11 protein-coding genes and 2 tRNA genes are annotated in these 14,059 nt (G+C 44.2%); 7 read left to right on the forward strand and 6 right to left on the reverse strand.

All coding sequences use genetic code 11. The features are described 5' to 3' along the window. Positions 1–16: 16 nt before the first annotated feature. The 3 genes from BLR32_RS05080 to BLR32_RS05090 form a co-directional block, all read right to left on the reverse strand. Positions 17–2,971 (reverse strand): SusC/RagA family TonB-linked outer membrane protein, encoded by a 2,955-nt coding sequence (locus tag BLR32_RS05080; protein ID WP_089829169.1) that lies wholly within the window; start codon positions 2,969–2,971, stop codon positions 17–19. Positions 2,972–3,407: 436 nt separating this feature from the next. After that, a complete protein-coding gene (locus BLR32_RS05085) occupies positions 3,408–5,012 on the reverse strand; it encodes a DUF6377 domain-containing protein (protein ID WP_089829172.1) in 1,605 nt (534 codons plus the stop codon). Next, the gene (locus BLR32_RS05090) at positions 5,009–6,049 is read right to left on the reverse strand and encodes a helix-turn-helix transcriptional regulator (RefSeq protein WP_089829174.1); all 1,041 of its coding nucleotides are present in this window, start codon (positions 6,047–6,049) and stop codon (positions 5,009–5,011) included. Before BLR32_RS05090 ends, BLR32_RS05085 begins: the two co-directional genes overlap by 4 nt. A gap of 660 nt (positions 6,050–6,709) precedes the next feature. Between BLR32_RS05090 and BLR32_RS05095 the strand changes: the two genes are divergently transcribed. From BLR32_RS05095 to BLR32_RS05105, 3 genes are all read left to right on the forward strand, one after another. Continuing rightward, on the forward strand, positions 6,710–7,816 hold the full coding sequence (locus tag BLR32_RS05095) for a slipin family protein (RefSeq protein ID WP_089829176.1): 1,107 nt from the start codon (positions 6,710–6,712) through the stop codon (positions 7,814–7,816). Between the two features lie 80 nt (positions 7,817–7,896). Continuing rightward, on the forward strand, positions 7,897–8,415 hold the full coding sequence (locus BLR32_RS05100) for a hypothetical protein (RefSeq protein WP_089829179.1): 519 nt from the start codon (positions 7,897–7,899) through the stop codon (positions 8,413–8,415). Between the two features lie 35 nt (positions 8,416–8,450). Continuing rightward, the gene (locus BLR32_RS05105) at positions 8,451–9,728 is read left to right on the forward strand and encodes a DUF5690 family protein (RefSeq protein ID WP_245705356.1); all 1,278 of its coding nucleotides are present in this window, start codon (positions 8,451–8,453) and stop codon (positions 9,726–9,728) included. Here BLR32_RS05105 and BLR32_RS05110 read toward each other — a convergent pair. From BLR32_RS05110 to BLR32_RS05120, 3 genes are read right to left on the reverse strand one after another with little or no spacing between them, the layout of a single operon-like run. Continuing rightward, on the reverse strand, positions 9,725–10,441 hold the full coding sequence (locus tag BLR32_RS05110) for a phytanoyl-CoA dioxygenase family protein (RefSeq protein WP_089829181.1): 717 nt from the start codon (positions 10,439–10,441) through the stop codon (positions 9,725–9,727). The two genes, BLR32_RS05105 and BLR32_RS05110, sit on opposite strands and share 4 nt — an antisense overlap. Further along, positions 10,438–11,514 (reverse strand): DNA polymerase beta superfamily protein, encoded by a 1,077-nt coding sequence (locus tag BLR32_RS05115; protein ID WP_089829182.1) that lies wholly within the window; start codon positions 11,512–11,514, stop codon positions 10,438–10,440. Before BLR32_RS05115 ends, BLR32_RS05110 begins: the two co-directional genes overlap by 4 nt. Then, positions 11,511–12,269, reverse strand: coding sequence for a nucleotidyltransferase domain-containing protein (locus BLR32_RS05120; protein WP_089829184.1), 759 nt, complete (start codon positions 12,267–12,269; stop codon positions 11,511–11,513). The genes BLR32_RS05115 and BLR32_RS05120 overlap by 4 nt, the downstream gene beginning before the upstream one ends. A 506-nt stretch (positions 12,270–12,775) precedes the next feature. Between BLR32_RS05120 and BLR32_RS05130 the strand changes: the two genes are divergently transcribed. The 4 genes from BLR32_RS05130 (at position 12,776) to BLR32_RS05145 (ending at position 13,751) form a co-directional block, all read left to right on the forward strand. Further along, positions 12,776–12,848, forward strand: a tRNA-Ile gene (locus BLR32_RS05130). A gap of 6 nt (positions 12,849–12,854) precedes the next feature. Next, positions 12,855–12,929: transfer RNA gene (locus BLR32_RS05135), tRNA-Gln, on the forward strand. A gap of 124 nt (positions 12,930–13,053) precedes the next feature. Then, complete coding sequence (locus tag BLR32_RS05140) at positions 13,054–13,539, forward strand: ribonuclease H-like YkuK family protein (protein WP_089829188.1); 486 nt, start codon at positions 13,054–13,056, stop codon at positions 13,537–13,539. Between the two features lie 14 nt (positions 13,540–13,553). Beyond that, positions 13,554–13,751 carry a hypothetical protein gene (locus BLR32_RS05145; RefSeq protein WP_089829190.1) on the forward strand — a complete coding sequence of 66 codons (198 nt, stop codon included), beginning with the start codon at positions 13,554–13,556 and terminating at the stop codon, positions 13,749–13,751. The last annotated feature ends 308 nt before the right edge of the window (positions 13,752–14,059 follow it).

Here is a 14,059-nt window from a genome sequence, read left to right on the forward strand (position 1 = left end):
TTTTTAGATCAGTGAATTATAACGAGAAATTGATGCCTGCCAGAAAGTTCCTGGCTGTCGGATAAGGTGAATACTCGATACCCAGAGAGGTAACACCATTGATACTCTTATCTGTATTTACTTCAGGATCGAAACCAGAGTACTTCGTAATGATGAAGAGGTTTTGTCCAGTGATGTATACAGATGCATTCTTGATCACCTTTCCGATATTCCCGATACTATAACTGATAGTGGCATTATCCATTTTCATGAAATTGCCTTTTTCCAGGTAACGGCTGGATACTGTGATAGGGTTAGAAAGACTTTCCTTTGTTCCCACCAGATCAGCTGCGATATTCCTGGAGCCCAGGTTGTTGATAGGTAATACCGTATTGGCCGTATTATTATAAAGGTCGAAGCCATAAGCGCCGTGCATACTGATATTCAATGCCCAATGTTTGTAGTTTACAGCAGTGATAATACCCAGCATTGTTTTAGGGTTAGGATCTCCGAGGTAGAACAGACTGTTACCACCGTCGGTGTATTTACCCTGGCCATTGTCATCGAAGCCTTCAAATTTTCTCAGGTAGAAAGAGTTCAAAGGCTGATTGTTGGTGAGGCGCTGCGCATATGCGTCAGATACCCCCTGTCCGCTGATGGAACCTGTCAATACCGGAGGACCGTCGTAGTTTTCCAGTCTGTTTTTCAGGAAAGTAGCATTCACCCCGAGGTTCCAGTTAAAGTCTTTGGTAGCTACCACATCTCCGCGCAATACTATTTCCACCCCTTTGTTGATCACATTAGCCGGCAGGTTGATCCAGTAGTTGGAAGCTGGTGCAGGCTGGATAGCAGGGAAGTTGAAAAGCAGGTCGGAAGTATTTTTACGGAAGTAATCTATACTACCATACAATCTGCCACCAAAGAAAGTATAGTCAATACCGGCATTCAGCTGTTTGGAGCTTTCCCATTTCAGGTTGGGGTTTGCCACATTGCTAAGGCTGGCGCCTCCATTTGAATTGAGGGTGTATTGTTCCTGGGCAGCACCTGCAGGGAACTCCTGGTTACCGGTAATACCCCAGCCAACACGCAATGCCAACTGGTTGATGGTTTTATTATCCTTCAGGAAAGCCTCGTTGCTCAGGTTCCATTTAGCCGCAAATGATGGGAAATAACCATACTTGTTGTTGGAGCCGAACTTGCTTGATCCGTCTGCCCTCAGGGTAGCAGTCAGTAAGTACTTATCCAGGAAGTTGAGGTTAGCCCTACCAAAATAGGATTGCAACTCAGACTTTGGATTGCGGAAGGAACTCAGGAAAGTATTCGTCTGCGTAGGGTTCTGAAGGATGTCAGTATATTTCAGCTCATCCGTAGTGAATCCCAGGCCACCTACAGACCTGCCTTTATAATCAAATTTCTGACGTTCATACCCGATCACAGCGCCGAGGAAGAGGGCAGGAGTAATCTGCTTGTTGAAGTTCAGGGTATGGGTCATCAGTTGGGAGGTCAGTGTGTTGTTGCCATAATAGGCCTGACCGTTACCGAATACCTGATCTATATTAATAAAGGAAGCGATCTGTGTTTCCCTTTCACCTACCTGGTGGTTGATGCTGTAATTAAAACGGTACTCCAGTTCATCCGTAAATTTGAAGGAAGGAGACACACTTGCCAGGATACTGTTAATATTCACGTTATCGTCATAAGCCGAAGACATCGCTTCCGGATTGATAGCGGATCCAACTCCCAGTATATTAAATGAACCATCAGGCTTACGTAGCGCCGTTGTTGGATTCCATTGCAGTGCCTGGCCAATCAGACTACCAGTAAAACCAGCATTGCTGGTAATAGGAGCAATCTGCTCGGTGGTATGTGCGGCCTGGATATAATAGTCTACACCCAATCTTTTATTGTCAAGCAGTTTATATTGACCATTCAGATTGGCGGTATATTTCTTCAACCCGGTCTTCTTTACGATACCCTGTTGGTCCAGCATACCGAAAGAGGCTCTGTAAACACCCGATTCGCTACCACCGCTGATACCTACGTTTACGTTGTGTGTAACGCCTGTACGAAGAATGCTTTCCATAGCGTCTACGCTGGAGCCGTTGTCGCCACCAGCAAGGTTGTATTGTTTGAGTGCACTCCTGTAGCCGGCAGCATCCAGTACATCCAGCTTCTTTAGGATTTTACTCATACCGGCAGAGTAGCTTACATCCAGACGGGGAGTTCCCACTGCACCTTTTTTGGTGGTGATGATCACTACGCCATTAGCGCCTCTTGCACCATAAATAGCGGTAGCAGACGCGTCTTTCAATACATCCATAGAGAGGATGTCAAAGGAATTAATGAAGTTCAGCGGGTTGGCATCCGGAGTCTGGCCCAGACCGTTAGCACTTACGGATGGTTTAGCTGTACGGCCGTCCAACGGCATTCCATCCACTACATACAGTGGCTGGTTACCTGTTCTTACGGAAGAGTTACCCCTGATCCTTACAGTAGTTGCACCACCTGGTGCACCGCTGTTGGCCACCACCATCAAACCGGCCACTTTACCCTGGATCAGCTGATCGGGGGCGGTTACGATACCTTTGTTAAAGTCGGCTGATTTGATAGATACCACCGACCCGGTGAGATCCTTCTTTCGGGTAGTACCATAACCTACTACTACCACATCGGTCAGGGTAGTACTGGTGGGTACCAGTGAAATTGAAAAGTCTGATTTACCTGCAATGGCAATTTCCTGCTGTACGTATCCAACAAAAGAAACCACCAGTGAGGTAGCGCTTGCCGGCACGTTCAACTTGAATGTACCGTCTGCAGTTGTAGCGGTACCTGTGTTTGTACCTTTTACCTGCACAGTAGCGCCGGGAACAGGGTTACCATTTTCGTCCGTGATCTTACCGGTCACGGGTTTGGTCTGCGCGCTGGCTAACCCTGCTATAAGCAGTAATAACGAGCATAACAGACGCACCTTGCGAAATAGAAGATTGGTCATAGATCAGTTTTTATTGGTTTGTGGAATATTGATGCCTGAACGAATGGGTCTGGCAAGCCTGGCAGCTCACCAAACGTGGAATACTTAACCCTGCATCGATTGTCTTCACAACGTGATTAATGTCACTTACAATAAGTCCTGACTAAAGCTCAATTAGGGCCGTGAATGTTTGTTTCATAACTGGATTTTTTGACATTATCATAACGTGTTCTCACTGGTTCTCTCTGCAACGGATAGTCTCGCAGATGCGGTCGATAAGTCAAAGTAAACCTGCCTGACACAGGTTAACAATTAATATGATCCTTATATAGAAAATATTGGGTCAAAAGGTGTTTTCATAAGCGACAATTTATTGATTAACAATTCATTAATAATATATTATCATTATAACTATATAACGACAATAACCGGGTTTTCTTATCATTTAAAGCCTGTTTTAAAGCGCTTTGATGTCCATCAACCGCTCTTCAAACTCTTCCTTTGGAATAATTGCTTTGTTTTTGATCTTGGTTTTATAAGTGTAAATAGTGTTCACTGAATATTCGAGTATCTGGGCAATTTTTACATTGTCGCTGATACCTATCCTTATCAGAGCGAAAATCCGTAGATCTGTGTTCAATAGTTCGTTGTCTTTTAACCTGATCCGGTCTTCTTCTTTAAAAAACGAGTTAAAAACAGTCACAAAGTTGGGAAATATTTTCAGGAAGATCCGATCAAAATTTCTGAACAGTTCATCCCTTTCCTCCTTAAGGTCTATATTATTGACAAGGTACCTGACTTCGGCATATTTATTATCCGTTAGCTTCTGGTCGGCCAGTTTTTTGAACTTCTTGATCTTATCCAGGTAAGATGAGTTTATCTGAAAACAATATCCAATATATTCCTCTTTGATCTTATTGGCCTCCATCAATTTATAGTTGATCTCCTGCTGGAGTGCATGCGCGGAAGTAATTACCTGCTGAGCAGCCTGCAGCTTTTTATATTGCCGGTAAATGATCACAGACAGCCAGATCAGTGCCAGTAATAAAAGGGTAGCAATGGCCGAATAGACAAATAACAACTTTTTCTGTGCCTCTACTGTATTGATCTTTTCCACCTCGATGATAGGAAGGATGGCGCTCACCTGTACCTTCCTTAAGCGTGCCCCGTAAAAAGAGGCGTCCGCCACCGCATATTCTATATACCGGGAGGCATGTTTAACATCCCGTTTTTTAAACAATAGTTCCGCAAGGATGAACATAGCCGTTGTTTCCTTGGTGCAGGACATGATGTCGGCCATGGCAGCTTTTGTCATCATAATGATAGCACTGTCCTGTTTCCCCATTCGTATATAGATATTCCCCAATGAGGAAGTAGCTATTGCCTGCTGGTGTGTGGTGATATCCTGGTGGGCAACAGTCAGGGTATAATAGTACTTCGCACTGTCCATCATTTGCTTCTTCTGATACATTAAGCCATAACTATAGTCATAATTGAACGAATGCGGTTTATATAACATCAGCGCTGAGTCAATATAGATATTTCCCTGGCGGGTATAGGCAGGTGCAAAGTAAGTATCACTACTATAGTCAGACATGTCATAATAGTAACGTCCCTTTAATGAGTAGTATTCCGCTCTGGCACTATCTGGCAGGGAATTGACGTTTACGGTCAGCAGGTAGTCACCTGCTTCACGAAACATACCGGAAGAAAGCAACACAAACCCCAGCTTAACACCAGCGTAATTGATCCGCTGTGAGTCATTCATTTCACGGGCCAGTTCCTGCAGCTTACGGGCATAAGCGAAAGCTGAATCATATTTGAAAACCTTGAACTGTTCATATAACTGCTGGCAAATGTCAAACTGCTGCTGCAGGGGTAAATGCCTCGCTGCTGCAAATGCCTGCCTCAGAGTATGTATCTGTTTCAGTTTTTCTGCATCATATATATGTGCATTTTCTATTGTCAGATTCAGTTTCTCCAATAAACTATCCCCGGCAGATCCGGCAAATGACAATTTACATGCAACTAGCAATAACAAACAAATAAGCTTCGATTTCATTTTTCAGTTTTGTGGAATAGTAGCGGGTCGCTGTAATTGATCACCCCCTGCTGCATCTTTTTCTGCATTCTGGCTACCAGGTTTGCCGGCGACAGAACCGTCATTCCGTCTCCGTATCCGAGGATTTCCCTTTCCAGCTCAAAATTCAGTTGGACCTTCAGGCTAATAACGATGCCATCTTCCCGGGTCTCTATCAGCTCCTGGGTATGATGCATTGGTTTTGTGAGAATGTATGGCGCGTGTTCATGACTGACAAGTATTTTTACATGCTGGGCCCGCAGATTAGTAGAAACTGTCACTCCCACTACATCCCTATAATAGGTTGCCGGCTCCATATCATCATTTTCGATATATAAAGGTGTGTCCAACAGTTCCAGTTCATGTATCCTGTCCAGCGCCAGGTGGGTAATTACCATACCTTTTCCCTTTACCCCCACTGCAAACCACCTGTTTTTAAACTCCTTCAGCCACCAGACATGGTATTCAAAAGTGTTGCCACTCTTTGCACGAAAAGACTGATAGGTGATCTTCACCACTTTTCTTTGTATCACTGACTGATACAGCAGCTCCAGGTGCTCCAATCCCTTCAGCCGCTCATTCTTTTCAAAGTCAATAACTGACCGCGTATTGTGAGAGGCTGCGTACACATGATCCTCCAGTTTCTGCACTACCTCATTCAGACTACTGAAATGAGAGAAGCCTTTGAATTGTTTAAGCACTTCCACGGCTTCATTCATACGACTCAGGTCAACGTCGTTCAAAGGAATTTTAGTGATACTGTAGTCCGGATCTTCATACGTGTAATATTTCTTGTCCACGACAATGATCGGCGCACTATATCCCAGCTTATCACTCCGCATGGCCTGCAGGTCCATCTGGATGGCACGCCGGCTGATCCCTTTTTCAACGCCCTCATATTCGTACAATGCATCTCCTACTGCGTTAATAAGATCTTGTAACGTCCATTTCCGTAAACGGTTCCGGAGACAGGAATCTATAGTTCTGTAACGGATAAGGGCATTCTTATTAACAGGCATCAGGATATTTTTTCAAAAAGTAAAAAAAATATTCTAATGCGCAAAAAAAGTGCGCACATGACTTTCACCTTTGTATTGTCATCGCCGATGACACAGTTACAAAAGGCTGCGGTGGACCCGACGAGGGTTTCTGAATGGCCCCGTAGTATTGCCACGATTCGCTGGTAATATGCTGCTGCCGCAAGTGTTTGTTACTATATCTATATGTGCGTAGGTTCGATTCCTGCTCCTCTGAAAAAGGATAGCTCAGCTGGTAGAGCAATAGACTTTGAACCTGAAAAGTTCAAACCTGGACTTGAAATCCAAACTCCAGCAGATGGCAAACTGCTTTAACAACTGCCGTTTCTAACTAAGACAGGGTAGCAGCCCGGCAGAGAAGCAAAAGGCTTCTTCTCCATCTGCAACCGCCTTGAAAAAGGCAGATACCGCTGTTGAACGTGCAACTGCTCTCAGGCCGGGTACCTGGTTTATACCTATACCGGTATCCCTGTACCTTGCGTAGCCCACCTGGCACCATGGCCGGGAACATGTTTCACCGACAACAACTCAAGCCCGCTTCCGCAGGTAACAGAAATGGTAGCTACCCTACAGATACACCACTCCCCCGGGAGTCTTTATATAATTATAATTTACTAATCCCTAAACCGAAACGATAGATTTATGATAACACGTACAAAAGTAGCAGCATATACCAAGGCATTGGTGTTCAGAAACAATCGCTACATTAAGACGCTGGAAGAAGGTACTCACTGGGTGAAGTCTGCCGAGCAGGTGATGCTTTACGATATGACAAAGGCATTCCAGCCTTCTATCGACCTGAATATTCTATTACAGCATACAGAACTGGCAGAAGCGCTGGAAGTGATCACTGTAAAGCAGCAGGAAATCGCCCTGCTGTATGAGAACGGCTTGTTCAAGTCTGTATTGACTTCCGGAAAACACGCGTACTGGAAGGGCATAGCTGAGTACAGCGTTACGCTTATAGACCTTTCAAAGTATGAGATCACCGAGCAGGTGGAACGCGCCATCCTGGTAAGACCGGAATTACAGCCTTATGTGAGGTTCTACACCATAGAATCCTATGAAAAGGGATTACTGTATGTAGATGGAAAGTTCAACAAAGCGCTTGAACCGGGTATACATTATTTCTGGAAGAATCCAGTTGCACTGACAGTATACAAAACAGATATCCGGCAGTTGCAGATGGAGATCAACGGACAGGAGATCCTGACAAAGGATAAGGCCAATATCCGTATCAACTTCACTGTACGTTACAGTGTGGCCGACATCTACAAACTGGTGGAAAATAAGGAATATGATAAGCAACTGTATGTATTGCTGCAGCTGGCGCTAAGAGAACAGGTGGCAGTGTATACGCTGGATGAACTGCTGGATAAAAGAGACGAGATCTCTCCAATGGTGATGAATACAGTAGCAGAGAAGGCGCTTCACCTGGGGGTGCAGCTGCTGGATTGCGGTATCCGCGATATCATATTACCAGGTGATGTGAAGGAGATCATGAACCAGGTACTGATAGCTGAAAAGAAGGCGCAGGCCAACAGCATCATGCGAAGAGAAGAAACAGCAAGTACCCGCAGCCTGCTGAATACAGCAAAGCTGATGGAAGAAAATGAAATGCTGTTCAAGCTGAAGGAGATGGAATATGTGGAAAAGATAGCAGACAAGATCAGCAACATTACGCTTAGTGGTGGTGGAGACATTGTAGGACAACTGAAGCAAATATTCGTACCAGCAAAGAAGGGGTGACAAGGGTCATCCCTTCTTCATTTATAAAACCCCTGTTTTCAGGGATTATATTTTCTCCCGATCAGCGCTATTTTTAACGCATGCTCAAATACAGCATCACCATCTTTATTGTAATTGCCTCTGCTATATGCGGTTATTTCCTGTTTGCTTACAAATTGGATACAATCGTATTGTATGATCGTACAGACGCCTATACTTCAATTACCCCTTATCTTTCTGCGGTACCCGAATTCCTTATCAACGGCGAGAATGAACTCAATGTAGTCCTCAATTTTGAGGATATAAGGGATACCGTTTACCTCCATAATCTTGAAATAAATCTATCTCCTGCCAATGCTACTCCACTCATGCCCGTTGCTGTCAGGAATGACGCAGGTATGTGTGAGGCCCACTCTTACCAGGAGCTACCCTGTAAGGCTAAAATGCTGCAACCATTGACAGAAGATCAACATTTTACCTTCACCTTCAATACCAGCCATACGCATACCAAACGCTACCTGGTGACCATTAAGGGAGATATTGAAGCAGGCGCTTACAGATCTTCCTTCCGTAAACAAATAAGGATCCAGGAAAAAGCATTGTTCCTCGAGCGCAATTAATTACTATTTTTAGCAGGTACCATCAACCTGTTTATTTGCGTCAACCAATATCCAATCGTTTCTCTGCCCGTCAGCTCAGCGTAGCCGTCTTTTCTGCATCGATCGTCTTTGCTGCATATACCTGCATCTTTGCTTTTCGGAAAGCTTTTAATGTGGCCGCCTATGAAGGGTATACCATCCTAGGACTGGATTATAAGATCGTACTGGTCATAACCCAGGTATTGGGATATATGAGCAGTAAGTTCTATGGCATACGATTTATCTCAGAAATGAAACGGGTAGGAAGAGGACAACTGATACTCCTATTAGTGGGAATATCCTGGGCCGCCTGGCTGCTGTTTGCGCTGATACCTCCGCCTTATAATGCCTGGTGTCTGTTCTTTAATGGTTTTCCTCTTGGCATGATATGGGGTATTGTATTCTCTTATGTAGAAGGCCGGCGCACCACTGACCTTATCAGTGCCGCCCTCGCAGTCAGTTTTATCTTTGCTTCCGGATTGGCTAAATCTACGGCGCAATGGGTCATGCAATTCCTCAGCGTAAACGAGTTCTGGATGCCGTTTACTGTCGGCGCCCTGTTTGCACTCCCGCTATTACTATTTATATACCTGCTGGAAAAGATCCCGCCTCCCGATGAAGAAGATAAAGCATTGCGTATGCACCGGCTGCCGATGTCTGCCGAAGAAAGGAAAAAACTATTAGCCAGGTTCCTTCCAGGCCTGGTAACACTGATCATTATTTATATACTCGTCACTATACTAAGAGAAGTAAGAGACAGCTTTATGGCTGATATGTGGCGGGCTTCCGGTGAGCCCTTTGACGCCAGCGTATTTACCCGGACCGAGACTATCATTTCCCTGATCATACTGATAGTGATCGCCGCTATGATATTTCTTCAGAACAATTATCACGTCTTCATCCTGACACAGGTTATCATGTTATTGGGGTTTATTATTTCCCTGGGGGCAACGGTATGCTACCTTCAATCCGGATTGTCATTATATCTATGGATGATATTGGTGGGATTAGGTTTGTTCATGGTCTATATTCCTTTCAATAGTATACTATTTGACCGTTTCATTGCCACTTTCCGCTTTTCCGGTAATGTGGGATTTCTCATTTACCTCGCAGATTCCTTTGGCTATCTTGGAAGTGTAGGCGTATTGCTTACAAAATCCCTGTTCCACATCCAGGCAAATTGGTTGCAGTTCTATACGCAACTGGTGCTGATAACAGGATGCGCGGGTATTATTGGCACTGGTATCAGCATCGTTTATTTTATCAGGAAATACAGGTCTGAGATGAAGGCTTAGTTAGGCAATAGTTCCGACCACTGCAGATGCGCAGGCAATTCCTGGTTGCTGAATTCTATATGAACCACCCTACGTTTATGATTATTGGTCGTTCTGCTGGAAGCGTGCAGTAGCAGCGGACGCATAATCATCATTCCTCCTTTACGCACATTACATGAAACTTCCGTTTCCTTAGACCAGTCGATCGTCTCGGGGCGATAAATACCTTTGCTATGAGAACCGGGCACTACTCGTAAAGCCCCGTTGTGCTCATCAGTATCATCGAGGTGGATGCGGATGGTAAAATTATTTTCCAATATTGACAATGGCGGCTGTACAGCATATTGCTGTTGTTTTACCGTCCAGGGGCCAAATCCCGGAACATCGGCTTTTTCCTTAACGGAAATAGTAAGGTCCTGATGATAGGACACAAACCAATTGGAATCGCCAGGTTTATCAAAATAAATAGATTTTACCGCCCGGTAGCCCTCTCCGAAAAGCGCATTGATCTTTGCTATCAATACAGGTGTAAAGATAGCGGGAACTGCATCGGGCACCTCTTTCAGAAATTGCCGGATTGCAAACAGGTCTTTCGTTTTACGAAAGGTTGCATTAGAGCTGTCTGCCTGCTGAATAAGCGCAATCAGTGAATCTACTTCTCTATCTGTGAATACATTCTCTATCACTGCAAATCCATTCACAGCTATTTGCTGCTCGTATGTTTCCCCGTTCATATATGCTGTTTATAGAACTGTTCTCTTATGCTTACAAGAATAGCTTCCGCTTTATTGATATCTGGTGTTTCCGGCAGGCCAGAACGCTCGTAAAGCTCGTCCATCCTCTCCAGCTTTTCATCTACCATCTTCAGAAGGTCGTCGTATTCGAACTCTCCACTTTTGATCCTCAGCAGAAAGTCCCTGTCCTTTCTTTGTACAATCACCTTACGCTCCACAGCTATCTCTTCTGCCATACTTAACAGACGAAAAGTATGCATCATGTTTTTGGCATCGTAGTTCTTACCATGCGTCAGGGTGTTCTGGTACCTGGTGTCATTACGTTTTTCCACCCATTCCCAGTATTCAAGATATTCCCTGCAATAGACAGAATAACCATCCTTGTTGAAATTCATAACAGCCAGGTGGGGGATGCCTACAGGAATGGAACTTAGCTGTACATCGTTGGCAGCTTCCCCGGATACAATACCTTTCAGGAAGCTATTATCCGTTATCTGGTGCTGATGGAACAGCAGATAAACATCCCTGAAGTGGGGCACCTGCGTCAGACCACAATCCTTCTGTGAATAGCCCTGACTATCCAGCCATTGCTGAAGGGGAATACTGCCATTGCCGGCAATGACATAGCAGAAATCCAGTACAGATTTACGCTTTTCATCTATCGGACGATGAATTTTCTTATTCAGTCCTTTTGCCTTTTTTATCTGCGATGCCGCGTAGCCAGCGAAGGTGTCTTTACATAATTTCGACAGGAAATCTTCCGGCCGGATCTGATCCATGAGGGTATGACGAAACAATACACAATCGGTCGGAGTGCTCAGAAGTTCAACAATGTTAGGATTATTCTTACTCAACAGATCTATAAATCTGCCTATTTCAAAATAGACCTCATCATTTGTACTGTTGGAGATTTGTGGGGTATAGGTCAATCCATACAGCTCACTCGGCGGCAACACAAAGATCCCTTTAATGTCTGTATCAGATGTAGGGGAGTGCAGATGTTGTGCCCTGCTGCCTCTGATGCATTTCAGCAGCAGGTGTTGGGTACCGGATTGCAATTCTTCTAAAGTCATTGGGCATTTATATGTTTTCTGAACAGTGTATTCAGTTCAGTAGTGTTATGTTGTACTGCCGGCAGGAGTGAGGCCTGCTCTTTACAGTAAGCGATCATCTTTTCAATCCAATCCTGCAACAGCAGCACCGGTGCGATAGTCGTTTTTTCGTCAGATACCTTCTTTCGTACCAGCAGATCATCCGTAGCCGCGTTCCACGCTTTATCATTAATAAGCGTTCTCAACTCCTTAAATGTAATAGGCGGCACCGTCTTTCTCTCAATGATCCACAAGGCCGCCAATACAGGTCGTAATGCATAGAAATACTTCTTGATCCTCACCTGCTCTCCCTGCAAATCATGCTCAAAGGTATTCCTTGCCATGGAAATATAGTGATGACATCCTGCACGTCCGGAAAAATATGTCCCTGCCAGTTGCAATAACTCACTTCTGAAATTACCCTGTTCTTTATATACAATGGGTGATTGCAGCCATTCGTATAAAGGGGGATTTGATTTCAGGAAGAGCTGTAATACTTTTCGTATATCCCATCCACTAATGTCCAGCACTTCATTGACAGGCAATTCTATCACATCTTTTCTCTCTTCTATACTGAGATAGTTATCAGCAGGTTGTGCATAAATGAATCGTACATCGTAGTCACTATCTGGTGATGCGAAGCCCCAGGCACGGCTTCCGGACTCACAGGCATAGAGCATCCTTACATTCTTTTCCTGCTCTATTGTTAGCAATTTCTCAATGATAATATCATTCATTGTATATAGGGTTATAATTCAACGTAACATTAAATTCATAAAAAAACTTATCCCGGAATTTGTTATTATCCGAAAAATAGTTTCATCTTTGCATCGCAAAACAAAAATACAACAATATCATGTTACGCATACAGCTACATTCAAAACCACAAAGTTTCTACTGCCTGATTGATGGCAATAGCGCTTGCGGAGCATGTTATGCTACAGAATAGTTGATAATAACTGATTCAATATAACACAGGCCCCGCAAGCAATTGCGGGGCTTTTTCTTTTACCTGAAATTACGCCATGCAGCAAATACAAATATCACCCATACGATTTAAACAGCTCAGTGCAGGATTATTATCATGCACAGGCCATAGTCATGCGTGGATGTATGCAGGTATTGATCTATGCCCTATTTTTCAACGACCCAATTATAGTCTGATTTAGCGTACGCTCATCTCAGTTACATATAAACCCGGTCGTTTATCGCGACCGGGTTTTTTATTGTTTGTTACCCACATTGGCCTGTAGCTCAATGGTGAGAGCGACTGCCTTATACGCAGCAGGTTGCCGGTTCAAATCCGGCCAGGCCAACAATTTTTCCGGGTAGTGTAATGGTTAACATATCACACTTTGACTGTGATGTTCTCAGTTCGAATCTGAGCCCGGAAACCAAATGAGCTGTAGTTCAATGGCAAAACGCCCGGGCCCCGCAAAAGCCTTGGAGTTGGAGGGTTCGACTCCCCCTGGCTCACAAACTATTTTAAATAAATGGTATCAGTAAAAACATGACATAACAATGCAACAGATCAACAAATGGAGACGGTTGAATGGTGAGAAGATTAACATGCCGATAGCTGATGAAATCAGCAACATGCTCGCTGCAGAAAGGGAAGCAGGTAATGAACTGAAGGTGTGTATCGGTACCGATAGCCAGGTAAAGGGCAGGGTTACCGAATTCGCTACGGTGATTGTTTTTATCCGGAAGGGTAAGGGCGGATTCATGTACATCCATGCTGACAGCACACTGCGCAAAATGAGTATCAAGGAACGGATGCTTGAAGAAGTAGGCAAGAGTATCGAAGTGGCCTATTCACTGTGCAACATCTTTACCAGGTACAATGTGGACATGGAAGTGCATGCTGACATCAACACCAACCCTAACTTCAGGAGTAACGATGCATTGAAAGAAGCAATGGGGTACATCATGGGTATGGGTTTCACCTTCCGGGCAAAGCCATATGCATTTGCGAGTACTTCCTGCGCAAACAAAATAGTTCATTAAAAATTTTTGATTGTATGGTTTATGTAAACAGCCTGCGGGCCACTGAACTGACAAGAGACAACAATATTACCAACACAGCACTCATCTCCGGTTTTCAAGAAACTGTGATGGTCGCAACAAGAATGTACCGGGGTGCATGTCTTGTTGATAATGTTGATGAGCCGATTATAACAGGCGTAAGGGCCTTGCCTGAACTTGAAAGAGATGATTAGCACCAGTTGTTCAATGCAATGAACAATTGGTGCTAATTACCAATTTTCCAATAAACCGTCCCCCTCTCTCTGCGCAAGCCCCTATGTAGCAACTCCATTTCCTCCCGGCTTTCTTCCGGATATATAATATCATTAAAAGGAATGCCTCCTTTATCTTATATTGTAACACATTTAAGTTTGTCTTTTCGTCCATTACCGAAGAGATCTCATACTAAGGCAAGTAAAATTAACTGGTTGTAATGTTTCACGGGAAAACATAAGTCCGGCATTCAAGACTGTAGCATTAAAATAAAAGGTCCAACGTTCGA

Source organism: Chitinophaga filiformis (genome assembly GCF_900102545.1).
Lineage (GTDB): Bacteria > Bacteroidota > Bacteroidia > Chitinophagales > Chitinophagaceae > Chitinophaga > Chitinophaga filiformis.

Excerpts from the sequence above, each read along its gene's own strand:
- BLR32_RS05080 (WP_089829169.1), bottom strand. The coding sequence starts at position 2,971 with ATGACCAATCTTCTATTTCGCAAGGTGCGTCTGTTATGCTCGTTATTA.
- BLR32_RS05085 (WP_089829172.1), bottom strand. The coding sequence starts at position 5,012 with ATGAAATCGAAGCTTATTTGTTTGTTATTGCTAGTTGCATGTAAATTG.
- BLR32_RS05090 (WP_089829174.1), bottom strand. The coding sequence starts at position 6,049 with ATGCCTGTTAATAAGAATGCCCTTATCCGTTACAGAACTATAGATTCC.
- BLR32_RS05095 (WP_089829176.1), top strand. The coding sequence starts at position 6,710 with ATGATAACACGTACAAAAGTAGCAGCATATACCAAGGCATTGGTGTTC.
- BLR32_RS05100 (WP_089829179.1), top strand. The coding sequence starts at position 7,897 with ATGCTCAAATACAGCATCACCATCTTTATTGTAATTGCCTCTGCTATA.
- BLR32_RS05110 (WP_089829181.1), bottom strand. The coding sequence starts at position 10,441 with ATGAACGGGGAAACATACGAGCAGCAAATAGCTGTGAATGGATTTGCA.
- BLR32_RS05115 (WP_089829182.1), bottom strand. The coding sequence starts at position 11,514 with ATGACTTTAGAAGAATTGCAATCCGGTACCCAACACCTGCTGCTGAAA.
- BLR32_RS05120 (WP_089829184.1), bottom strand. The coding sequence starts at position 12,269 with ATGAATGATATTATCATTGAGAAATTGCTAACAATAGAGCAGGAAAAG.
- BLR32_RS05140 (WP_089829188.1), top strand. The coding sequence starts at position 13,054 with ATGCAACAGATCAACAAATGGAGACGGTTGAATGGTGAGAAGATTAAC.
- BLR32_RS05145 (WP_089829190.1), top strand. The coding sequence starts at position 13,554 with ATGGTTTATGTAAACAGCCTGCGGGCCACTGAACTGACAAGAGACAAC.